Source organism: Paenibacillus zanthoxyli JH29 (assembly GCF_000520715.1).
GTDB classification, from domain to species: Bacteria; Bacillota; Bacilli; order Paenibacillales; family Paenibacillaceae; genus Paenibacillus_AQ; species Paenibacillus_AQ zanthoxyli.
In genome coordinates this window covers 1-22,506 of record NZ_ASSD01000447.1, presented here as the reverse complement: position 1 = coordinate 22,506, position 22,506 = coordinate 1, and the positions used below count along the sequence as shown (strand labels likewise).

Sequence of the window (22,506 nt, the reverse complement as noted above, 5' to 3'; positions counted from 1 at the left end):
GGCCGCGATCATTGAGCCTGCCAGAACTTCTTGCAGACGTCCCTCGATTCCCATACTGCCCGCCGCCCCGAACAGCGCATCCAGTCCCATGCCCGTTGTCAAAATCGTCCAGTCGGGAGGATTGCGCGTCCAAGACTCCAGCCCTTGACGGAGCTCTTCGCCGTCCAGAAACACGGTGCCCTGAGCGGGCCGCAGCAGTGCGGTGCCTCCCATGTTGCTCACCAGCTTCGCCAGCTCCTCCGATTTGCGCGGACCGGCAAGGGCGACGGTGATACCTGTTAATTGATCTGCCATGATGCTCCCCTCCCTTCTTCTCTCCTTGCTGTTTGCCTAACAGTATACTTGCAAGGAGACTCAAAAAGAAAGCTCTAGCTGGCTATTCCTGCTTGACTTTCCTCTTCCGCCGGATCATTCCCGGTCTCAGCCGGGTCTTCGTTAAGCTTCTCTGCGGCAGCGGAATCGTACAGCTTGAAGCGGCTGACCAGATTTTGCAGTTCGTCGGCCAGACGGCTGAGATCCGACGTTGACGAACCGATTTCCTCAACCGAGGCGAGCTGCTGCTGCGCTGCGGCCGAAATCGTCTCCGTGTTCGCGGAGGTTTCTTGGGAAATGATGCGGATAGCTTCCATCGCCTGTTCCATGCCGTCCGCTTCCTGTGACAGGGCGCGAACCCCTTCGCACATCACTTCGATTTTTTCCGCCGCACCCTTGACCGCTCTGCGGATCCGCGAGAAGGAACGACCGGTCGTATCAACGGCCATAATTCCTTCAGAAACCTTCTCTTTGGCATTGTTCATTGTTTCTATAGCTATCTTCACTTCGCTGTGAATGGAAGAAATAACCTCCGAAATTTGACTGGCTGATTTCTCCGATTCCTCGGCCAGCTTGCGGACCTCCGCAGCGACGACTGCGAAGCCGCGGCCTTGCTCCCCGGCTCTTGCCGCCTCGATGGAAGCGTTAAGCGCCAGCAGGTTCGTCTGCCGGGCAATACCCGTAATGATGCCAACGATTCCTACGATGCGGCCGCTGCGTTCATTTAGCTTGTCGATGACGGCTCCAAGCTCCTCAACCGTCTCGTGGATACCATTGATTTTGTCGACGACCTGAATGACAGAATCGTTGCCCTCCGCCGCTGAGCGGGTAGTTTTATCCATCATCACCGTTACTTCATCCATATTGGCGGAAATGCTCTTTACCTCTGCGATAGTCGCGACCGTGCCTTCCATCCCTTGGTTTATACTCTTAACCTGCTGCTCGCTGCCGGAAGCTACTTCCTGAATGGCAATGGTCACATGCTCGATCGCCTGGGTCGTCTGCTCGGCACCGGCCGTCAGCTCGGCCGCCGAGGACGATACATTGTCGGTCATTTCCCGAACGCCAAGTATCATCTCCCTGAGACTTGCAACCATCGTTTTGAAATTGGAGGCCAGTTGACCGATTTCGTCCTTTCCGAAGGAACCGATATCCTGAGACAAATCCCCCTTACTGATCACTTCCGTTGCTTTGCTGAGTCTGTTCAGAGGCAAGAGCAAGGAACGCAGAATAAAGAAAATCGGAACTAGCCCAAGCAGCAGGGAGGCTACAATGACAATAAGGGCAGTCGTACGGATACCATCGGACGCGCCGGTAATTTCACTGGTGTTGATTGTGCCAGCGATTCTCCATCCGGTCAGCTTATTAACCATGTAGGTGAGGCTTTTCTTCTCTCCATCAAAGGTATATTCGAATGTGCCGGAATCCTTCTTGAACATTCTGGTTACAAAATCCAGGGAGGATACCTGGCCAAGAGGCTCCGTGGGATGCATCACGAACCTTTTGCCGCTGTCCATAATCAGGATATAACCTTTCTTGCCGACCTTAAGATCGACCAGACCCGCGAGCTGCTTCAAATTCAATTGAAGAACAAATACGCCGTTTCCGTCTTTAAGCATAGAGGATAAGGAGACAACGGTCTCCTTATTTGCGTTATTAAAAACCGGTGAGATCACTACACCCTTTCCTTTTTTGACGGCGCTCACATAAGCATCCTCAAGGCGAGGGTCGTATCCGCTGGGCGGAGTGGTATCGGAGGCTTTTATAACTTGGCCCGCTCTTGTCGTTACGTATGCGTCCAGCACATCGGGATGTAACGCCGCGTATTCCTTCACTCTTTTTTTCAATTCGGCGTAACCTTCCTCGATCGTCTTGCTATCGGTCCCGACTGAGGAGATGGCATCGACAAAATAATCTACATCGTTTATTTTGGACTGAATATTCGAATTAACGATCTCATTGACAGCCTCGACGCTTTCCTGCGCATTAATGATAAGCTGATCCGATACAGCGCTGCTGGCTGTCCGGTAGGTGAGCATTCCGATGATGATGCCCGGTACCATCAATACAATTAAATAAGTGGCAATTAATCTTGTGCGCAGAGTCAAGCCGGCCTTGGCTTTCTTTGGCATTTTGTCTGTTCCCCCATTCAACTGGATAAATTAGGAAGCAAAGAGTTGAGTAATATAATGATATATCGGCAATCATTAGCCATAATTCTACTGTTTCTCCGGAATTCCCTTATAAAAATATCCAGTTGATCCATAAACGGACACAAATAGGGCTTCTCGGCCTGGCAGACCGGAAAGCCCTATTTAATCTTCGCCCTGGCATTAGGACGGACGTTTAGCCATTGGTTCATCGGTTCAGTTAACAGCCTTATTTTGGCAGGCAGAACAGATACCTCCAAAGACGACATGCGCATGTCCGATCGTATAACCGGTTTCTTTCGCAACGGCCTCCATCCAATGCTCCGGCACATGACTCATCACTTCATCCACCGCTCCGCACCGCTCGCAGATAATATGCTGGTGGTCGTCCATTCTCGCATCATAACGGCTGGCTGCCTCTCCCAGCTTCAGTTCTCTGATCAATTGTTTATCCGCGAGATAGCGAAGCGAATTGTAAACTGTGCCATAGGCAAGATTATGCCCCTTCTCCACCAGACGGTTCATAACCTCCGCCGCAGTCGGATGGTCATGTGATTCGCGGACAATATCGTAGACGGCTTGGCGTTGGGAAGTCAGATTTAGATGTCTCACTTCGATCATCCTTACTTTATTTTTAGATCAAGTATAAATCGTTGGCGTATTCCGGTCAATATTCTGAGCTCAAGCCTGAAAAAGATTTCCCAGTTGTTTGAGGACTGTAATTGTTACTAAAAATTCGATTGTTTTCGACAATTTTCCGCAACATTATTCGACATTTTTCAGATAAAATAAGCAAGAGCCGCAATTGGAACGGCCACTTTATCCAAGGAGCTCCTGATATTACCATGATGATAATAAAAATGATCAATAGCCTATTTGCCAACTTTTGCATACTTGTTGCTTTTCTCTTCCTGTCGGGCATGTTGTCCAAAAAGTATGCTGTTATCGGCCGTTCTAACAGCAGGGGCTCCAGCATCGGCATCGGACTGCTCTTCGGTTTGTTCGGTATGATTCTGATGGAGTATTCTTTTCCGGTTGGGCCGGGAGTTTATGCTAATCTCCGTCATTTAACGATTGTTATTGTGTCCGCCTATATCGGCTGGCTCCCCGCTGTAATTTGTGCGGCTGTCTTAGCCATAAGCCGGGTACTTATCTATGGCTTGGTCGATACTTCGGTATCGGCGTTCGTCTCCCTGGTGCTTATCGGTCTCTGCTGCAGCGGAATTTCCGTACTCCGCTGGTCGCGAATGCGTAAGGTAATGGTCGGAAACTTGATTAGTATGGGGATCTGCCTCGCGGGATTTATTATCAGTCTGGGAGACCTCAAAATCATCATGGAATTCTTTCCGTTGCAGCTTGGCGTCACTCTTGCTGCCGGACTGGCCGTTTATTATATAGCCGAATATATTCAGCGTTCCAATGATCTGTATGCCCAGCTTGAAGTACGGGCGGCTACGGACTATCTGACCAATCTCAACAATTTGCACCAGTTCCACCGCCATTTGGACACGGAGATGGCCCGGGCCGAGCGGCATGGGGAAAGCCTGTCACTGCTCCTTATCGATATCGATCATTTCAAGAATATTAACGACACCTACGGCCATCCTGCGGGAGACGCCGTTCTGAAGCAGCTGGCCCGCCGCCTCTGCAATCATTCCCGGTCTTATGATGTCGTATCCCGCAACGGCGGGGAAGAATTTACGATCCTGCTCCCCGACTGCCCGCTCCGTCAGGCGCAAAAAGCCGGGGAACGCATCCGGGCCGCTGTGGAGAACGACCGCTTCTTGCTTCCTTCGGGCAATAAGATCCATCTTACCGTATCCATCGGGGCCGCATCCTATCCGGAAAATATACAAGATGCGGACGGAGACCTGCTTAGCCAATACGCGGACAAGGCGCTCTATGCAGCCAAGAACTCGGGGAGAAACAAGGTTTGTGCCGCCGATACTTACGTGGAAGGCTGAGGATAAGCGCCATTTAATGATTTGCATGACCTCCTATCGTCGCAGCTGCCGGGCCGATTGCTGCAAGAATGCGCCCCGCAGCGAGTTTCTTTTACCTATTTAGTGGTAATAACTGAAACGACGACTGTATAATTAGGGAGGAATACGAGATGGACCCAGAAAACAAATGGCAAGAAAAGCTGCCCAAGCTGCCGGAATCGCTGTGGAGAGGAACGACGGAGCTGCCCTCTTTTCCCCGGCTCACCGAGGACCACGCTACCGACATCGCCGTAGTAGGCGGCGGCATAACAGGAATTACCACGGCTTATTTGCTGGCGGACGCCGGCTTCAAGGTCACGCTGCTGGAAGGAAGCGAGCTGTTCTCCGGCACAACGGGCTTCACAACCGCCAAGATTACGGCGCAGCACGGCCTAATCTACAGTGATCTGGCGAAGCGCTTTGGCGAGGATAACGCCAAGGCCTACTTCCGCTCCAACAGCGAGAGCCTGGAATGGATCGTACAAACGGCGAAGAAACTCGGGGTATCCTGCGGCTTGGAGCGCGAGGATGCTTATGTGTACGGCTACCCGGACGACACGAAGGCGCTGAAGCAGTTGGAGGCCGAATTTGAGGCTTACCGCAAGCTGGGACTGCCGGGAGAATGGGTGGATGATATATCGCTGCCTATGCGCATTGCAGGGGCGATCAAGCTTCCGGGACAGGCCCGCTTCCATCCGCTTGCATATCTAAAAGGGCTGCTGGAGGCTTTTCTGGACAAGGGTGGAATCGTCTATGAGCACACCACGATCAGCAGAGACGTGGAGAATGAGGGGGGCCTGACGCTCTTTACGGAGCGGGGACAGCATCGTATCAAGTGCCGCCACGCCGTATCGGCCTCCCACTATCCCTTCTATGACGGGGGAGAGGTGTATTTTGCGCGCCTGCATGCGGACCGCGCGTACTGCCTGGCTTTCGAGCCCGAAACCGGCTACGAAGGCGGCATGTACTTAAGCGTCGGCCAGCCCCGGCGATCCCTCCGAGCGGTTGAGTGGGAAGGTAAACGGCTGGTCATTGCCGCCGGCGAGAGCCACAAAGCGGGACAAAGCGGCTGTACGATCAAGCATTACGAGAATCTGGAGGTTTTCGCCGGAGAGCTTCTGGGCATCCGCCGGATTCCTTACCGTTGGTCCACACAGGATCTGGTTACGGTCGATCAGGTCCCTTACATCGGTAAAATGTCCGGAGACAAGGAAATTTATGTCGCCACCGGCTTTGCCAAATGGGGAATGACGAGCGGCACGCTGGCTGCGCGGATGATTGCCGATCAGATTCAGGGTAAAAGCAGTCCGTATACGGAGCTTTACGACCCGTCCCGGTTGAATCCAAATCCGGGTATCAAGAATCTTCTAGTGCAGAACGCCAATGTCGCCAATGAGCTTATCACGGGCAAGCTGGAGTTCACGTTTAAGAAGATTGACGACCTGGGACTGGACGAAGGCGGAGTCGTCCGCCATGATGGCAAGCAGGTCGGAGCATACAGGGACTCCGAAGGCGGGGTTCATCTCGTAGACAGAACCTGCACGCATATGGGCTGCGAATGTCATTGGAACGAGAGCGAACGCTCCTGGGACTGCCCGTGCCACGGCTCCCGTTACTCCTATGACGGTGAGGTAATCGAAGGACCGGCGACCCTGCCGCTGGCCAAACCGGACCTGATGCCTGTCTCTGTCCGGTTAACCGGACAGAGACAGAAACTTATTAAAGTTAAAGGAGAGGAACAAAACAGATGGAACTTAGAGGAAAAACCGCAGTCATTACCGGCGCCGGCAAAGGCATCGGCAAAGCACTGGCCCTGACGCTTGCCAAGGAAGGCGCCAATCTGGGATTGATCTCCCGGACCGCCGCCGATTTGGAGGCTCTGAAAGCAGCCATCAACGAAGCATACGACGTGAAAGTCAGCATCGCCGCAGCCGATATATCGGTCCGTGAAGAGGCAGAGCGCGCGGTTGCCGCAATCCAGAACGAGCTCGGCACGTTCGACGTCCTGATCAACAACGCCGGCGTCGCCAATTTCGGCACGCTGGTAGACATGGACCCGGAAGTGTGGAAGCGTCACATCGACATCAACCTGTTGGCGTCTACTATGTTACCCGAGCCGCGCTGCCTTCCATGATCGAGAACAAAGCTGGCAGCATCATCAACATCTCGTCCACGGCCGGAGAGCGCGGCTTTGCCACCGGCTCCGCCTACTGCGCGTCCAAATTCGCGCTGATGGGCATGACCGAGGCGCTCTTCCAGGAAGTGCGCAAGTTCAACATCCGTGTTACCGCGCTGACGCCAAGCACGGTCAATACCCCGCTGGCGGTGAATGCCGGTCTGCCGATCGGCGACGAAGACCGGATGATGCAGCCCGAAGATGTCGCCGAGCTTGCGCTGACGGCGCTGAAGCTGCCGGACCGCGTATTCATCAAGACGGCGGGCATCTGGACAACCAATCCGCAATAAGCTCTTGTCTTAAAGCCCTTCATCCATTCTTAGCGGGAGGTTTGCAGCTATGCTCGTAGTCACGAATACGATTAAGGTCAAGGAAGGCGCCGGAACGGCGCTGGCCCAGCGGTTCGCCGGGGCAGGCGGCGTGCAGGATATGCCGGGCTTTGTCCGCATGGAGGTATGGCATGGCAGTGCCAAAGAGGGCGTGGAAGAACTGAAAATCTGTACGGTGTGGGAGAATGAGGAAGCATTTAAAGGCTGGACGTCCAGCGAAGCCTTCCGGCAGTCCCATCGGGGCGCAGGCGGCAACGAATCGATTCTCGGCGCTTCGCTCGACAAGTACGAGCTGCTGTTCACCCGCACTCCCGGCCAGTAAACCGGAGCGGCTAAGGCCATGCAGAAATAAACAAGCGCAGAACCGCTTTCCCTTACAGGGATGAGCGTTTCTGCGCTTGTTTTTCTATGAACGCTTAGACAGCATCCGACAGCTCGCCGTCCGAGAACTGGCTGTTATACAGATCGGCGTAGAAACCGCCTTGTGCCAGCAGCTCTTCGTGTGAGCCCTGCTCGATGACGGTGCCGTGGTTCATCACGAGAATCAAATCGGCGTCGCGGATGGTCGATAGGCGGTGGGCAATAACAAAGCTGGTTCTGCCCCGCATTAGCGTGTTCATCGCCGTTTGAATTTGCACCTCCGTCCGGGTGTCGACGCTGCTTGTAGCTTCGTCCAGAATCAGTATCGATGGGTCTGCCAGAATGGCGCGGGCAATAGTCAGCAGTTGTTTTTGCCCCTGCGAAATGTTGGAGGCCTCTTCATTTAGCACGGTGTCATAGCCCATCGGCAGCGTGCGGATGAAATGGTCGGCATGCGCCGCCCTGGCTGCCCGCACCACATCCGCCTCAGTCGCGCCTTCGCGTCCGTATGCGATATTGTCGCGGATCGTGCCGTTGAAGAGCCACGTATCCTGCAGCACCATGCCGAACCGGGCGCGGAGCTCGCTGCGCTTCATGTCCGTAATATCCACACCGCCGATCAGAATCTCGCCGCCGTTCAGCTCGTAGAACCGCATCAGCAGGTTGATCAGCGTCGTCTTGCCCGCTCCGGTTGGACCTACAATCGCGATGGTCTGTCCCGGCTTGACCTTAATATTCATATCTTCGATCAGTATGGCATCTTCCTTGTATCCGAACCTCACGTGGCGGAACTCAACCGCTCCCTCTTCAGGCCCGGTCTTCCCGGCCAAGGCTGCTGACGTTTCCGGCACTTCCTCTTCCTCGTCCAGCAGTTCAAATACGCGCTCTGCGGAAGCGATGGTGGACTGAATAATGTTGGCGATGTTGGCCGTTTGGGTAATCGGCATCATGAACTGGCGCGAATACTGGATAAACGCCTGGATGTCGCCGACCTCAATCATTTTTTTGGTGACAAAAATCCCGCCGACCACGCAGACCAGCACATAGCCCAGGTTGCCGATGAACATCATCAGCGGCATAATGATGCCGGACATAAACTGCGCGCGCCAGCCGGAATCGTAGAGCTGCTCGTTGATCCGGTCAAATTCCTTGAGCGATTCCCGCTCCTGTCCGAACGCCTTGACGATCCGGTGACCCGTGTACATCTCCTCGACATGGCCATTCAGCTGGCCGAGCGATTTCTGCTGTCCGACAAAGTACGTTTGGGAACGCTTGGTGATGCCCATAATCGCTATAAAGCTGAGCGGCAGCGTAATGATCGTGATGAGCGTCAGCCACGGGCTGATCGTCAGCATCATGACAATGACGCCGATAATCGTAATGACCGATGTTATAAGCTGGGTCAAGCTCTGCTGCAGCGTCGTACTGATATTGTCGACGTCATTGGTTGCGCGGCTTAAGATTTCCCCATGCGTCCGGGAATCAAAATATTTCAGCGGCAGCCGTTCCAGCTTGCCGTTGATCTCTTCACGCATGTTGAATACGATACTCTGCGCCACACCGGCCATGACATACTGCTGTACGTAGCCAAAGAGGGCGCTCAGCAGATACAAACCGGCCAAAATAAGCAAAATTTCATTAATATAGCCAAAATCAATACTTGCTCCCGGCACGCCCTTCATTCTGCTAAAGACACCTTCGAACAGCTTCGTTGTCGCCTTGCCCATAAGCTTCGGGCTTAAGATGCTGAATACCGTACTCAGGATAGCTGTAATCAGTACGACCAGCAGTTGAGTTTGCTTCGGACGCAGATACCCGACCAGCCGCCGCAACGTTTTTTTGAAATCCTTGGCTTTTTCCGGCGGCAGCATCATGCCGCCTCCTCCGAACCCTCCAGGTCCTCCCCTCCGTGCCGGCGGCTGGGCGGGACGCTTGTATTCCTGTTGGTTGTCACTCATGCGATTTCCTCCTCTGACAGCTGCGAAGCCACGATTTCACGATAGACATCGCTCTTTGCAAGCAGTTCGCTGTGGCTGCCGATACCGGCAATTCGGCCTTCTTCCAGCACGATAATCCGGTCCGCATCCATAACGGTGCTGACCCGCTGGGCGACGATCAGTACGGTCGATTCAAGCGTCTCCCCTCGGAGAGCGGCGCGGAGCTTGGCGTCGGTCTTGAAGTCAAGCGCGGAGAAGCTGTCGTCGAACAAATAGATTTCCGGCTTCCGTACGAGCGCCCGCGCGATCGAAAGACGTTGCTTCTGTCCGCCGGAGACATTGCCGCCCCCTTGGGCGATTTCCGAATCAAAGCCGTCTTTCATCTCGGATACAAATTCCAGCGCCTGAGCGACCTCGGCCGCATGCTGGACTTCTTCATCCGTAGCCTCTTTCATGCCGTACCTGATATTCTCTTTCACGGTGCCGGTGAACAGTACTGCCTTCTGCGGCACATAGCCGGTCTTGGCGCGAAGCTCTTCTTGGGTCAGCATCCGTACATCAACCCCGTTCACCAGCACCTCGCCTTCAACCACATCGTAGAAGCGGGGAATAAGGCTGAGCAGGGTTGATTTGCCGGAGCCCGTCCCGCCGATAATCGCCGTCACCTCTCCCGGACGGGCGCTAAAGCTGATATTCGATAAAGCCGGCTGTTCCGCTCCCGGGTAGGAGAACGAAACGTTCTTGAATTCCACGCAGCCGTGAAGAGCCGATTGGTCCGCCAGAGTGGTCTTGACTTCGGGATCAGTAATTTCCGGCACCATATCAAGCACCTCATTGATACGAATGGCGGAAGCCGAAGCGCGCGGAATGAGCACGAACATCATGGAAACCATAATAAGCGAGAACATGATCTGCATGGCATATTGAATGAACGCCATAAGCGAGCCGACTTGAAGTTCGCCGCTATCAATCCGCATGCCGCCGAAGTACAGAATGCCAAGCATGGAGAAGTTCATGACGAACATCATCATCGGCATTAGCAGAGCCATAATCTTGTTGACCTTGATAGCCGTATCCGTCAAGTCTCTATTGGCCGCGCTGAAGCGCTTCTGCTCATGCTGAATCCGGTTGAAGGAGCGGATGACGCGAATACCGACCAGATGCTCGCGCAGCACCAGATTCAGCTTATCCAGCTTGAGCTGGTTCGCCTTGAAGAGAGGCAGCCCTTTTAAGCCCACGTAAGAAATCGCCAGGGCAAGCACCGGTATGACGACGACAAAAACGAGGGAAAGCTTGGCATTCTCGGACACCGCCATAATAATGCCGCCGATCATCATCATCGGAGCCCCGACCATCATCCGCAGCAGCATCATCAGCACCGTCTGCACTTGGGTAATGTCATTCGTCGTCCGCGTAATGAGGGAAGCGGTCCCCAGTTGATCAAATTCGGTCAGCGTAAAGTTTTCCACATGACTGAACACCCGCGAACGCGTGTTGCGCCCAAAGCCCATAGCCACTTTGGCTGACAAAAAGCTGGCAACAACGGAACAGAGCGCGCCGCCGCCCGCCACCAGCAGCATAAATCCGCCAATTTTCCAAATAAAATCCTGGTCCTGCTGTACAATCCCCTTGTCAACGATGTCGGACATCAAGGTAGGGAGGTACAGATCGCCCATCGACTGCAAAAATACAAGCAGAAGAATGACGGCAATCGGCAGCGAAAAAGGCTTTAATTGTTTGAATAGCTTAATCATTGCTCTCATCTCCGTTCGTTGGTAACCGTTCAAGGTCACATCTATTCTCCTGGGTGAAGGTGTGAACTTTCATTAGAAGGTCCGCCAGCCGGTTGCTGTCTTCTTCGCCCAGATAATCCACGAGCTTGCTTAGGATCGCGTCTCTATGCTTTTTCGCCTTTTTCGCAACCCTGCAGCCGCGTTCGGTCAAATTGACGCGCACCACTCTCCGGTCCCCCGGGTCGGCCTGCCTGAATACCAGTTCCTTTGCTTCGAGGCTGTTGATGAGCTGGGTGACTGTCGGCGGCGTCAGCCCCAGCAAGCGGCTAATTTCCGACACCTTGAGCCCCTGCTTTCCAAAATGGGTATTTCGCGCGATGCACATCATTAGTGTAGTCTCACTGGGTTTATTCCCTTCGGCGGCATGCCTCCAATGCGCCTTATGCAACTGCTGCAAAGCGAACAACAGCTTATGAGGCACTTTGTTGTTATCATCTTCTTCTATCCCAATGTTGTCCCTCCCATGCAGGTGTCTTTCCGTTAGATTTAGTTAGCACATCTAATAATTATACAGTTTATTATTTAGGCATACTAATTATATTTTCGCCTATGTCCGTTGTCAAACCTTGAAATCGCTATTATTTATTAAATTAAAAAAGACCCTCCGCCATTCCGGCGAAAAGGTCTTGGAATTATTGGTATTGATGAAGCTAATTCATCGTTCTCCTCGAATTGGAGCCATCACTCCTATGGCGGCTGCTGCTCTTGCGAGTGCGAAGATTTTCCATCATTTTGTTCTGCGCAAGCAAGATATAACTGTCGAGGCGTTCGCTTAGCTCAACAACCGTACGGTCGCTGAGACTCCGCTCTTGGGCAACCTCCAGCAGTTCGCATCTGAGGCTCTCTATAGTTAGAGATAATTCTTCTTCCCTGCATTCTCTCAGCACTGCGTCACCTTCTCTCTATTACCTTTAAACTCTATTATAATTCATGATGCCAAAAAAGCATATTTTACAGAAAAAGAAAAATATGTCGTTGATCCAACTTTTTCATGATGACCGTTTAAGCGTCCGTGCAAAGTTTACCTCTCCCTCAGCAAGCCCTGGGCAAAAGCGATCCACTCGCGGGCGGCAAAGGACAGGTAACGGTCTCTTCGCCAGATCATGCCAAGCTGCCACGGGATGGCCGGCTCGGTCATTGTGATTACCGATATGCGCGAACGGTCCATATCGCGGCAGATCGTCTGCGGCAGCAGCGCGATGCCCAGCCCGGCAGCCACCATCTGGGCAATCAGATCCCACTGGGCACTCTCGTATACCACCATCGGCTGAAACCCCGATTTGACGCATTCGGCGATCACGCGGTCATGCAAGGCGAAGTCCTCGCGGAACAGCACAAACTCCTCATCCTTCAGCTCTACCAGAGGAACCGAACTCCGCCCGGCCAGCCGGTGTCCGAAAGGGACCAGCAGCTCCAATCTTTCTTCGGCAAAGGAGAAAATATGAAATCGGTCTTCACTGACGGGAAGCACAACGACACCGATATCAAGCACGCCGGTCTCCACATCATTTTCCACTTTCTTCGCCCCGTCCTCGTACAGCCGGATCGTGACGTCCGGATATTTATGGTGAAATCGGCCGATCACCGACGGAAAAAAGTTGGCCCCCACCATGGGCGGCAGGCCGATGCGGATATGGCCCTGCTTCAGGCTGCGCAGGCTGTCCAGCTCAGAGGAGAGACTGTGGAAAGATTCAACGATATTCTGGGCTTTGGCGAGCAGAATCTCGCCCGCGTCGGTCAGCTTAATACTCTTGCCTTCCCGGTAGAACAAATCCGCCCCAAGCTCTTCCTCGATCTGCCGAATCATCTTGCTGACCGTGGGCTGAGTTATATATAATGATTTGGCCGCTTTCGAGAAGCTGTTCAGACGAGCCGCCTCCACAAAATACTGCAACTGCCTGATGTCCAAAAGTCAATCCTCCTATATAGATAAAATGAATATCATCCATTCGATATATTCATTTTACCTATGAAAATAAATGTTGTAAAATTTCAATATAGCTTGAAAGGGGCGGGCCTTATGAGAAAACTAATGATTGGAATGCTGCAAGTAGGTGCGCTGACCGTATTCTCCCTATTCATGGGTAAACTTAGCTCTTGGCTGCATCTTCCGATTCCCGGAAGCATTATCGGCATGGTGCTGTTATTCATCCTGCTGGAGACCGGCGTCATCCGGCTTGGCTGGGTGGAGGCAGGGGCATCCTGGCTGCTGGCCGAGCTGCTGCTATTCTTCGTTCCCTCCGCTATCGGTGTTATGAAATACACATCATTGCTTGAGACAGACGGTCTTAGCTTACTGGCGATTATACTAGCGGGAACTTTTATCGTTATGACCAGTTCGGGACTGCTCACAGCCCTTATCTTCAAAGTCAAGGAGGGAAGACATCATGCTGACCGGACTTCTGTTTCTGGTTCTGACTCTCGGAGTTTATCTGATCTCTAAACGGATTTACGCGGCCAAGACGAAAATGTACTTGTCGCCACTGATCATTACGCCGCTGTTAATTATCAGCTTCCTGCTGATGACGGGCGTATCCTTTGATTCCTACAATGCGGGAGGCAAATGGCTTACCGACCTGCTTCAGCCGGCAACAGTTGCCTTTGCCATCCCTTTGCATAAGAACTTCAAGGTGCTCAAAAAGCACGCCGCCGAGATTGCGGCAGGCGTGCTGTCAGGTACGGTAATGGCGGTTATATCCTCCGTTCTCCTGGCCAATTGTCTGCATCTCAGCAGCAATCTGGCAACAAGCCTGGTGCCCCGGTCGGTAACTACACCGATTGCTATGAATATCTCGCAGAACATTGGGGGCATACCAAGCATTACGGCGGTATTCGTCATTATGACCGGCGTACTTGGCACGCTGATGGGACCGTTGGTCCTTCGCCTCTTCCGCATTGATAATGAAGTTGCGCGCGGAGTATCGCTGGGAACCGCTGCGCACGGTATGGGCACTTCCAAAGCTTTTGAGCTAAGTTCGCTGACCGGAACCATTTCTAGTATCGCGATGATCCTGACCGCGCTGTTTACGCTCAGCGTAACGCCGGCTCTACTCGCGGTCTTCCTCCGTTAGGCCGCCCCGGCTTGGGCCGCAGACACCCGCTTCGAGCTATAGCTCCCGAGCGAGTGTCTTTTTTTCGTCCTGCCCACCGAGTGGACTTACAGCTTCACCGGCACTTCCTTGCGGGCCGACTCCAAAGCCGCGCAGGTGACCTTCAGCGTCTTGTAGGCGTCCGCGTAGTCGCTGAGTATCCCGCTCCGGTCGCCGGTACGGACGGCATGGAGGAACGCTTCGCTCTCCGACACGTAGGGATTGCCGCTGCTGGCGTATTCGGTGCTGTTTCCGTCCCGCACCTCCAGCAGACGCTGCGGGTTCCAGTCAAACAGCCCGCGGTCATTGTAGAAACTGAGGCCGACCTTGCCCACCTCACCGGGAAGGACGCAGGTGTTGGAGATACTTGCCACAATGCCGCTCGCGAGCTTCAGCGATACCGTCCCCACATCCGCGACGCTGACGCCGCTCCGCTCTTCATGCATAACGCGGCTGCCGAACATCGCATACACCTCGGTCACATCGCCAGCCAGGTAGCGCAGCAGATCCACAATATGCGTCGTCTGCTCAATGAATTGTCCGCCGGACCGCTTCTGATCGCGCCACCACGCTGCTTCGGGCATACTGCCCATCCACTGCCCGACAACCATCCCGATTTTATCGCCCTTCAGCAGTTCTTGCAGCCGCTTGACGTTGTCCTGATAACGGAAATGATAGCCGACGGAGGTCAGAAGCCCGCTCTCCTCGATATCCTGCAGAAGACTGGCCGGAATTTCCGTACTGGTCCCAAGAGGCTTCTCAACGAAAAAAGGAATGCCTCTTCGAATCAGCGTCCGCTCAATTGCCCCGTGCTCGCCGGGCGGCACGCAAATGTAGACGGCGTCCAGCCTATGGGCGTCCAGCATATCCGCAAGATCCCCGTAGCCCTTAGCGGCATACTGCCGGGCCACCTCCTCCGCTTTGTCCTTGCCGGTGCCGCAGACCGCCGCAAGCTTGACCTCCTGCATACCGGCCAGCAAGCCGGCATGCATCTTGGCGAACCCTCCCGTCCCCACCATACCGATGTTAAGCGTCAATTCTAGATCCCTCCGTTTCTCTCAGATCATTTATCCAATCACCCGGTAGTCTCTCCATTCCTCCGGCAGCAGCCATAAATACGGGGGCTGCAAAAAGCGGTCATCTGCCAGCAAAATCACACCGGTATCGCTTTCACTGCGAATGAGACGCCCTCCCGCCTGCAGCACCTTACACATTCCCGGATACACGTAGGCGTAATCAAATCCGTTCTTGCCCTGGGCGCTGAAATATTCCCTCAGCAGGTTGCGCTCCAGCCCAAGCTGGGGCAGGCCGACGCCGACAACCATCACACCGCCTAGCCGGTCTCCCGGCAAATCGACCCCTTCCGAGAAAATCCCGCCCAGCACCGCAAATCCGAGCAGCGTCTCCGCGTTGCCAGGGCGAAAAGCTCCAAGAAACCTCTCCCGTTCCTCTTCGCTCATTCCGCTTCCCTGCACCAGCGTTCGGACCCCGGGCAATGCGGCGGTAAAAGCATCGTATACTTTCTGCAAATACTGGTAAGACGGAAAAAAGACGAGATAGTTCCCTTTGCGGGCAACCATCGCCGCGAGCGCCTCCGAGAGCGGTCCAAGCGAGCCATCCCGGTCGCGAAACCGCGTCGACACCGGCAATATGCCGACCTCCCACTGCTCCTTACGGAAGGGAGAAGGAATCGTGAGGCTGTAATCGTCCTCGCCCGCGCCGAGCATTTCCCGGTAATAATGGAGGGGCGACAGTGTCGCCGAGAAGAAAATCCGGCTGCGGAAGCCCTTGGATGACTGCGTCAATAAATGCGACGGGTCCAGATTGAACAGCTTCAGGAAGACGTCTCCTTTTTCCATTTCCGCATAAGTAATGTAGCGCTCGTCATACATCTTGCAGGCGCGCAGCATCGCCTGGGCGTCATAGTAGGCGTTAAGCAGCCCGTCCTCCTGCTCTTCTTCGGGGAGCAGCGCCGGAGCAGGGCTGAGCAGTTCACGCTCCGCCTCCTGCACGAACGCTTCCAGCAGGCCCGGCAGCTCCCCGGGATATATGCTCCATTTGCCCGAGACGGCCGGTTCGCACTCTTTGCGCAGAGCGATGAACAAGGCGTTCACGCTCCCCGCCGCGCCGCTGAGCGCGCGGTTCAGCTCCTTATAGCCGCGCTTCAGCGCCAGGAACGGCGCTTTGCGCAGGCCCGCTGAGTACATCTCCCGGCCCCGGTCAACCAGATTATGGGCTTCGTCGACCAGCAGCGCCGTATCTTTTTTCCGCTCCTCCAGGAGCCGCTTGAGGCCGATACGCGGATCGAAAATATAATTGTAATCGCAGATGACGGCGTCGCTTGCATACGCCGCGTCTAGCGACAGCTCGAACGGGCATACCGAATGCTTGCGGGCGTATTGTTCCAGAACATGGCGGTCCATCAGCGTTTCGCTGCCGAGCATATCCATCAGCGCGCCGTTGATCCGGTCATAATACCCGTCTGCAAACGGGCAATAGTCCGGCCCGCAGAGCCCTTCTTCGCGGAGACAGGCCTTTTCTTTGGCCGTGATCGTGACCACATGCAAATGGAGGCCGCGGGAGGCCATCAAGGCAAAGGCATCCTGCGCCGCTATCCGCGTGACGGTCTTGGCTGTTAAGTAGAACAAGCCGCGCAGCCTGCTCTCTCCCATCGCCTTGACCGCCGGAAATAGGACGGACATCGTCTTTCCGATGCCCGTCGGCGCCTGAGCGAACAGGTTCACACCGTCCGCAATCGACTTATAGACAGCGCCGGCCAAACGCCGCTGCCCTTCCCGGTAGGCCGGAAACGGAAATTCCAGCCTGCGAATGCTTTCGGTCCTGCGCTCCCCATGCTGAAGCAGCAGGGCCGCATAGGGGGCGTACGCCGCCGCCGTAGCACCCGCAAAGGCCGCCGCCTCTGCGGCGGACACGAGCCGCTCGAAGCTCCGCTCCTCCCCCGCCCTGCTGTGCACATAGGTAAGCCTGACCGTGATATCTGAAAGATCTCGTTCCAAAATAATCATATGCGCATACATTAAAGCCTGGGCCCAGTGCACCTCACGGCCCTTCTCCGGCAGCTCCGGCGCTCCGGTCGACTTGATCTCCTCGACGGTAAGGCTCCCGTCCGCAGACAGCAGCAGACCGTCGCAGCGCCCGAAGACAGCGATAATCAGTTCATCGCAGGGAATTTCCGTGCTGAGGTACACTTCCTTGCGGTCATCTTCTTTATACTGCTGCTGGATCTGCTGGTGTATGCGCGTTCCCTCTGCGAGAGAAGCGGTGCTGCGGAAGCCCGATTCAAGGCTGCCGCTGCGGTACACATACTCCACAAGCGTTCTTACTGAAATAGTTACGACGGAAGTCAAGGCGAGTCCCTCCTTTCCACAACTTTCCGGCTGTTCTTGCTGCGATTTTCTCCAATTTTGGCGATTCTCTTCTTCTGCGACTCTATTTCTCGCCGAAAAAGCGAATAGCGCCGCCAAGCATACCGCTTTACACCTTTTGGCGCATTATTTCTAGTTTTGACATTCCGTTTACATAACGGCATAATAAATTATGTTACGATGGCGATTTATTGTCTTTTATGCCGCACCGCTGTGGCGGAAACGGCATTTAGCATCCAGAAAGAAGGCGGTGCCGTGTCATTTATTAACGTTAGACGGTGGTTGGCTAAACCTTTTATTTTTTTCACCATCATGCTTATTCTTAAGAGCTATTTGGCCTGGGCGGTAATCTTCGGTAATCTGCTGCCATGGAAGTCGCTGCTGACCGAGATTCCCTTTGCCTGGGCGTTGTTCTGCATTATCGAGTGTTTCGCGTCAAAACGCAAGCTCGGCTATTATATGACGGTTAACCTGCTGGTAACGGGGATTTTTTTCGCGGCTATTATGTATTTCAAATATTATGGCGTCATCGTAACCTATCATGCGGCTGAACAGGTCAATCAGGTGACCGCCGTCAGCAACAGCGTATTTTCACTGATGGACCCTTATTATCTGCTTATTTTCGCCGATGTCATCGTGCTGGGATATTATTTTCTTTTTAACCGGAACGGCCGGATTTACAAAAAAGAGCAAATTAATCGGGGACGCGGCAGCCGGAAATTCTCGGCTCTGTTCGCCGCGTCGCTGGCGCTGTGTCTGTTCAATGTGCTGCCGAACAAAGCCAGCATGAACGAAATCAAGAAAGCGCAGGAGATGGGCATCCTCAATTATGAGGCCTATACCATCTTCGCTCAAGAAAAAATCGACTTGGTGAAGGCCAGCGACATTACACAGAAATCCATCGATTCGGCCAAGGGAATCAGCGCCCCTGCAAATCCGAAGCTTCAGGGAGCGGCCAAGGGCAAGAACCTGATTATCCTGCAGATGGAATCGCTGCAAAACTTCCTGATCGGCCTTACGATCGACGGCAAAGAGATCACGCCGAATTTAAATGCCGTGATGAAGCAAAGCCTGTATTTCCCGAACTTCTATCAAATGGTTGGCCAGGGCAACACCTCGGATGCGGAGTTCGTCGTCAATACGTCTTTTTACATCCCTCCCCGGGGCGCGGCCACCCAAATGTATGTCGACAAGGTGCTGCCGAGCCTGCCGCGTCTGATGGAGAAGAACGGCTACCAGACGGCCACCTTCCATACGAATGATGTAGAGTTCTGGAACCGCGGGGAGCTGTACAGTTCGCTTGGCTGGGGCAAATATTACGATCACAAGTTCTTTGGCGACGAGGACGTCTTCTTCTTCGGGGCTTCCGATGAGGTGCTGTACCGCAAAACGACAGCCAAGCTGAAGGAAATGAGCGCAAGCGGTCAGCCGTTCTATGCCCAGATCATTTCCATGTCGTCGCATCATCCGTTTACGATTCCCGAGGAAAAATACAAGATGAAGCTGCCGGAGCGTTATGAAGGCACCTTTGTCGGCGACTATATTCGGGCACAGAACTACGCCGACTACGCTTTTGGCCAGTTGGTCCAGGAGCTGAAAGAGACCGGACTTTGGGACAACAGCTTGATTATGATCTATGGCGATCACATGGGCCTGCCGATATACTCTCTTGATCATGACGACAAAGAGCTGATGACCGAGATTTACGGCCATGAATACGGGTATGCGAATATGACCAATATTCCGCTGATCATTCACGGCGCGGGCAGCGCGCAGCCGCAGACTCTGGAGCAAGTAGGCGGAGAGATTGACATTTTGCCGACTGCCGCCAATCTGCTGGGCATATCCCTGAAGGATCATCTGCATTTCGGCCAGGATATCCTTAATCAGAACTATAACCTTCTGCCCGAACGTTATTATTTGCCTACAGGCTCGTTTATTGCAAGCTCCGGGCTGCTTATTCCCGGCAACAGCTTCGAGGACAACACCCAGTATCCGATCGCGCTCAGCAGCAAGCTGCCCGCCGCCACGGAGGATGAATACAACCGGGCGCTCCGGCTGCTGCAGCTCTCCGACAGCTATGTCTCGCAGTTGCCCGAGAAGAAACCCGAATAGGCTGCGCTCCTTAATCAGCATCTACGCTTTTTGCGCAGCCGTGCTGCGTAAGAAGCCGCCGTTCAGAGATAAGCGTTAGTCCCGCATCGACGCCAAAAACCATGCTCCTCTATAGGGCATGGTTTTTGGCCGTACACGGTAACCACGGTTCCTTTCCGGCTTCTAGAAAGGCCAACGTGCTTAACGCTCCTGCCTTTCCAGCATATCGTAATATTCGGCGAAACGCGCAAGCTCCTCAGGCGTCAGAATCGACAGATACTGATCCAGCGAGATCAGGGAGCGGCGCTGCCCTTCAGTCCAAATCTCCTCCCCCTTTTCCGTGAGCGTTACCACTAAGGCTCTGCGGTCGTTCTCGTCCGGCTCCCGGCTGATCAGGCCTGCCCCTTCCATACGGTCAAGCATGACCGTAACCGCACTGGATTTCACTTCCATCCGTTCGGCAAGCCGTACCACCCGCGCCCTTCCCTCGTTGGCTATCATATTCAGCAAAATAAACTGGGGAAACGTCAGTCCAAGCTCCGCTTGCAGGCCGATCCCCGAGATTATTTTTCGCTGCACCCTCCACATGGATAATCCGATTTGTTCAACAAGCGGATCAATCTGTCGCGACATTTGCATTTCAGCTCCCGTTTCATTGTTATAGTTCCAGCGTATCATTTTGCCCTGGTTCCATACAAGATTCCATCTTATTAATTCCACTTATTAACATGCGAATACCGGTCCTGATTATAGTACAAATCACTTACATGACTAAAGTCACAAGTGGTTCTTGATAAACATTATGAATAAGTATGTTATTTCCACTAAATTTTCATGAAGAAGCGACCGTTAAACTATGATAAGAGGTAAACATAATGATAAAGTACAGCCAATCAAGCCTCTATCTGATATGATCCATTAGGACTGTCTACATAATTTGTCTATATAAATGGGGGTATACTATGAAATTGGCAACAAAATTAACCTGGATGATGCTGCTTGTGCTTCTGCTCGTGGGGTCCTCCATCGGATTCTTCGGCTATCGCGCCGCCTATAACCAGTTGGATGAGGCTGCGGGCCTCGAACTTGTAGGCTGTGCCAATATTACTACCGGACTGGTGGACCCCGGGCAGATTAGCGCTCTGGCCGCAGGCGACACAAGCAATCTTGGCGAAATTGAGGACAAGATCGGCTGGATTGTAGCCCATAAAGCGATTTTTAAGGAAGCCTTTATTCTATCGCTGGACGGTAAAATTCTTGCCGCCGACATGAATATGAAAGCCAGAGGTTACAAAGCGGGAGATTCTTTCTATTTCAGCGACGAAGATAAATCCATGATTACTAAAATGAAGCACTCCACTTACTCCAAAGTATACACCTATCAAGGAACTTCTTTAAAAACCGGCTACGGTCCCATCTACCAAGACAATGATCCAACCAAACCGATTATCGCCCTGATGGCCATCAACTTTGACGGTCCTCTCGTTAAAGAGAGAACGCTCGATATCATCATTAAGCCTTTTATCATCGGCGCATCCATTCTTGTTGCCGCTATTCTGATTGCCTATGTTCTTATCCGCCGTATGGTCAGCCCGCTGTCCAAGCTGTCCCTCGCCGTCAATCAGGTTGCCCACGGTAATCTTACACAAGAACTTCCGGCAAATAACAGCAAAGATGAAATCGGTACGCTGACCCGGGATTTTAATGAAATGACCGGCAACCTGAGCAGGCTCATTACCGAAGTGAACGAAACCTCCCTACAGGTTGCTTCTTCTTCACAGGAGCTGTCGGCAAGCGCACAAGAGACGAACCGGACCGGTGAGCATACTGTCGGTGTAACCATCGAGCTTGCTGAAGGTGCGCAAGTGCAGCTTCGGCACTTGGAAAGCAGCTACCAAGCGGTGCAGGAAATGTCCAGGTTCATTGACGAAATCGCGCAAAACGCCGACAAGGCCATGAACGACGCCGTCAAGGGAGCCGATAAGGCCCGGACCGGAAGGGATTCCATGGATTCCACGACCCGGCAGATGACCATCATGAGCGGAAGCATTGAAGATCTGTCTGGCATCATTCATACACTGGCCGGCCACTCCAAGGAAATTGAGAGCATCGTCGGTACGATCGCAAGCATCGCGGAAGAGACGAATCTGCTGGCGCTGAACGCAGCGATTGAAGCCGCCCGGGCCGGCGAAGAAGGCCGCGGCTTCGCTGTCGTTGCCAATTCCGTCCGCAAGCTGGCCGAGCGGTCGGGCGATTCGGCCAGACAAATCGGCGAGCTGCTGGGCCTGATTGTCGCTCAGATGGATCTGGCCGGAGAGACGATGGACCGTTCGAATGTGGAAATGAAGCAGGGTACATTGATGGTAGCCAATGCCGGACAGGCCTTCTCGGAGATTGAAGGCTCCGTATCGGGCATGGCGGCGCAAAGCCAGAAAGTCTCCGAAACGATGCGGCAGCTCGCGGAAATCGCGGACGGACTGGTTGAAGCGATTCAGAGCACCGTCAGCGTATCCAACCAGACCGCAGCGAACTCGGAAAGCTTGTCTGCCGCTTCGCAGCAGCAGCTCGCCGCAATGCAGGAAGTCGAAGCTTCCTCCGCTTTTCTCTCCTCCTTGGCGGACAAGCTGCAGCGGCTTGTGGAGCAGTTCAAGGTGGCATAAGAGCTGGCATATTTTACTTGCTACATAAATACAGCAGCCAAGCATACCGGAATGATCCGGCCTGCCTGGCTTTTTTCATTGATTTAGACCCCAAGGAACCTTAAGCTGCGGTAGAACGGGATTCGTTCCGCCTTTCTGGCGTGCCTGAAACAAGCAAATTCCGGCAAATACCAGTGCCGTTCCCGCCAGGTGGCGAAGGGAAATCGGTTCGCCGAGGAATGTATGGGACAACCAAAGC

General features: G+C 53.7%; 17 protein-coding genes and 2 pseudogenes. 8 read left to right on the top strand and 11 right to left on the bottom strand.

Features of this window, described 5'->3' with window-relative positions; translation table 11 throughout:
• From L691_RS0117170 to L691_RS0117160, 3 genes and pseudogenes are all read right to left on the bottom strand, one after another.
• Positions 1 to 294: pseudogene (locus L691_RS0117170) on the bottom strand (uroporphyrinogen-III synthase); the annotation flags it as partial.
• A gap of 74 nt (positions 295 to 368) precedes the next feature.
• A complete protein-coding gene (locus L691_RS0117165; protein WP_025691659.1) occupies positions 369 to 2,444 on the bottom strand; it encodes a methyl-accepting chemotaxis protein in 2,076 nt (691 codons plus the stop codon).
• Positions 2,445 to 2,678: 234 nt separating this feature from the next.
• Entirely contained in the window at positions 2,679 to 3,074 is a 396-nt protein-coding gene (locus tag L691_RS0117160) for a Fur family transcriptional regulator (RefSeq protein WP_025691658.1), read from the bottom strand.
• Positions 3,075 to 3,307: 233 nt separating this feature from the next.
• On the opposite strand from L691_RS0117160, the gene L691_RS0117155 reads away from it, so the two are divergent.
• From L691_RS0117155 to L691_RS0117140, 4 genes and pseudogenes are all read left to right on the top strand, one after another.
• Entirely contained in the window at positions 3,308 to 4,426 is a 1,119-nt protein-coding gene (locus L691_RS0117155) for a GGDEF domain-containing protein (protein ID WP_051459397.1), read from the top strand.
• 149 nt (positions 4,427 to 4,575) lie between these two features.
• On the top strand, positions 4,576 to 6,261 hold the full coding sequence (locus L691_RS0117150; protein ID WP_025691656.1) for an FAD-dependent oxidoreductase: 1,686 nt from the start codon (positions 4,576 to 4,578) through the stop codon (positions 6,259 to 6,261).
• Positions 6,192 to 6,910 (top strand): annotated as a pseudogene (locus L691_RS29225) (3-ketoacyl-ACP reductase). Before L691_RS0117150 ends, L691_RS29225 begins: the two are co-directional and overlap by 70 nt.
• Before the next feature lie 49 nt (positions 6,911 to 6,959).
• Positions 6,960 to 7,271 carry an antibiotic biosynthesis monooxygenase gene (locus L691_RS0117140; protein WP_025691655.1) on the top strand — a complete coding sequence of 104 codons (312 nt, stop codon included), beginning with the start codon at positions 6,960 to 6,962 and terminating at the stop codon, positions 7,269 to 7,271.
• A gap of 94 nt (positions 7,272 to 7,365) precedes the next feature.
• On the opposite strand, the gene L691_RS0117135 is transcribed toward L691_RS0117140, so the two are convergent.
• From L691_RS0117135 to cidR, 5 genes are all read right to left on the bottom strand, one after another.
• Complete coding sequence (locus L691_RS0117135; RefSeq protein WP_025691654.1) at positions 7,366 to 9,267, bottom strand: ABC transporter ATP-binding protein; 1,902 nt, start codon at positions 9,265 to 9,267, stop codon at positions 7,366 to 7,368.
• On the bottom strand, positions 9,264 to 11,000 hold the full coding sequence (locus L691_RS0117130; RefSeq protein WP_025691653.1) for an ABC transporter ATP-binding protein: 1,737 nt from the start codon (positions 10,998 to 11,000) through the stop codon (positions 9,264 to 9,266). The genes L691_RS0117135 and L691_RS0117130 overlap by 4 nt, the downstream gene beginning before the upstream one ends.
• A complete protein-coding gene (locus tag L691_RS0117125; protein WP_025691652.1) occupies positions 10,993 to 11,460 on the bottom strand; it encodes a MarR family winged helix-turn-helix transcriptional regulator in 468 nt (155 codons plus the stop codon). The genes L691_RS0117130 and L691_RS0117125 overlap by 8 nt, the downstream gene beginning before the upstream one ends.
• A gap of 229 nt (positions 11,461 to 11,689) precedes the next feature.
• The gene (locus tag L691_RS0117120) at positions 11,690 to 11,926 is read right to left on the bottom strand and encodes an aspartyl-phosphate phosphatase Spo0E family protein (RefSeq protein WP_025691651.1); all 237 of its coding nucleotides are present in this window, start codon (positions 11,924 to 11,926) and stop codon (positions 11,690 to 11,692) included.
• A 134-nt stretch (positions 11,927 to 12,060) separates the two neighbouring features.
• Positions 12,061 to 12,948: a cidABC operon transcriptional activator CidR gene (gene cidR, locus L691_RS0117115; RefSeq protein WP_025691650.1), complete on the bottom strand. Its 888-nt coding sequence runs from the start codon at positions 12,946 to 12,948 to the stop codon at positions 12,061 to 12,063.
• Positions 12,949 to 13,059: 111 nt separating this feature from the next.
• Between cidR and L691_RS0117110 the strand changes: the two genes are divergently transcribed.
• Together L691_RS0117110 and L691_RS0117105 are read left to right on the top strand one after the other, a co-directional pair.
• The gene (locus tag L691_RS0117110) at positions 13,060 to 13,482 is read left to right on the top strand and encodes a CidA/LrgA family protein (RefSeq protein ID WP_025691649.1); all 423 of its coding nucleotides are present in this window, start codon (positions 13,060 to 13,062) and stop codon (positions 13,480 to 13,482) included.
• Entirely contained in the window at positions 13,427 to 14,110 is a 684-nt protein-coding gene (locus L691_RS0117105) for a CidB/LrgB family autolysis modulator (RefSeq protein ID WP_084654233.1), read from the top strand. Before L691_RS0117110 ends, L691_RS0117105 begins: the two co-directional genes overlap by 56 nt.
• A gap of 86 nt (positions 14,111 to 14,196) precedes the next feature.
• Here the strand turns inward: L691_RS0117105 and L691_RS0117100 are convergent, their stop codons facing one another.
• Positions 14,197 to 15,165 carry a Gfo/Idh/MocA family protein gene (locus tag L691_RS0117100; protein ID WP_025691647.1) on the bottom strand — a complete coding sequence of 323 codons (969 nt, stop codon included), beginning with the start codon at positions 15,163 to 15,165 and terminating at the stop codon, positions 14,197 to 14,199.
• A gap of 30 nt (positions 15,166 to 15,195) precedes the next feature.
• Positions 15,196 to 17,496 (bottom strand): helicase C-terminal domain-containing protein, encoded by a 2,301-nt coding sequence (locus L691_RS0117095; protein WP_025691646.1) that lies wholly within the window; start codon positions 17,494 to 17,496, stop codon positions 15,196 to 15,198.
• Between the two features lie 330 nt (positions 17,497 to 17,826).
• Here L691_RS0117095 and L691_RS0117090 point away from each other — a divergent pair, with 330 nt between their 5' ends.
• Complete coding sequence (locus L691_RS0117090) at positions 17,827 to 19,629, top strand: LTA synthase family protein (RefSeq protein ID WP_051459398.1); 1,803 nt, start codon at positions 17,827 to 17,829, stop codon at positions 19,627 to 19,629.
• Positions 19,630 to 19,809: 180 nt separating this feature from the next.
• Here L691_RS0117090 and L691_RS0117085 read toward each other — a convergent pair whose 3' ends face one another.
• On the bottom strand, positions 19,810 to 20,241 hold the full coding sequence (locus L691_RS0117085) for a MarR family winged helix-turn-helix transcriptional regulator (RefSeq protein ID WP_025691644.1): 432 nt from the start codon (positions 20,239 to 20,241) through the stop codon (positions 19,810 to 19,812).
• A gap of 329 nt (positions 20,242 to 20,570) precedes the next feature.
• Between L691_RS0117085 and L691_RS0117080 the strand changes: the two genes are divergently transcribed.
• Positions 20,571 to 22,268: a methyl-accepting chemotaxis protein gene (locus tag L691_RS0117080; protein ID WP_025691643.1), complete on the top strand. Its 1,698-nt coding sequence runs from the start codon at positions 20,571 to 20,573 to the stop codon at positions 22,266 to 22,268.
• The last annotated feature ends 238 nt before the right edge of the window (positions 22,269 to 22,506 follow it).

Coding starts and splice junctions, on each gene's coding strand:
- L691_RS0117140 (WP_025691655.1), top strand. CDS start 6,960: ATGCTCGTAGTCACGAATACGATTAAGGTCAAGGAAGGCGCCGGAACG.
- L691_RS0117155 (WP_051459397.1), top strand. CDS start 3,308: ATGATGATAATAAAAATGATCAATAGCCTATTTGCCAACTTTTGCATA.
- L691_RS0117080 (WP_025691643.1), top strand. CDS start 20,571: ATGAAATTGGCAACAAAATTAACCTGGATGATGCTGCTTGTGCTTCTG.
- L691_RS0117130 (WP_025691653.1), bottom strand. CDS start 11,000: ATGATTAAGCTATTCAAACAATTAAAGCCTTTTTCGCTGCCGATTGCC.
- L691_RS0117165 (WP_025691659.1), bottom strand. CDS start 2,444: ATGCCAAAGAAAGCCAAGGCCGGCTTGACTCTGCGCACAAGATTAATT.
- L691_RS0117150 (WP_025691656.1), top strand. CDS start 4,576: ATGGACCCAGAAAACAAATGGCAAGAAAAGCTGCCCAAGCTGCCGGAA.
- L691_RS0117090 (WP_051459398.1), top strand. CDS start 17,827: ATGCTTATTCTTAAGAGCTATTTGGCCTGGGCGGTAATCTTCGGTAAT.
- L691_RS0117105 (WP_084654233.1), top strand. CDS start 13,427: ATGCTGACCGGACTTCTGTTTCTGGTTCTGACTCTCGGAGTTTATCTG.
- L691_RS0117085 (WP_025691644.1), bottom strand. CDS start 20,241: ATGTCGCGACAGATTGATCCGCTTGTTGAACAAATCGGATTATCCATG.
- L691_RS0117110 (WP_025691649.1), top strand. CDS start 13,060: ATGAGAAAACTAATGATTGGAATGCTGCAAGTAGGTGCGCTGACCGTA.
- L691_RS0117135 (WP_025691654.1), bottom strand. CDS start 9,267: ATGAGTGACAACCAACAGGAATACAAGCGTCCCGCCCAGCCGCCGGCA.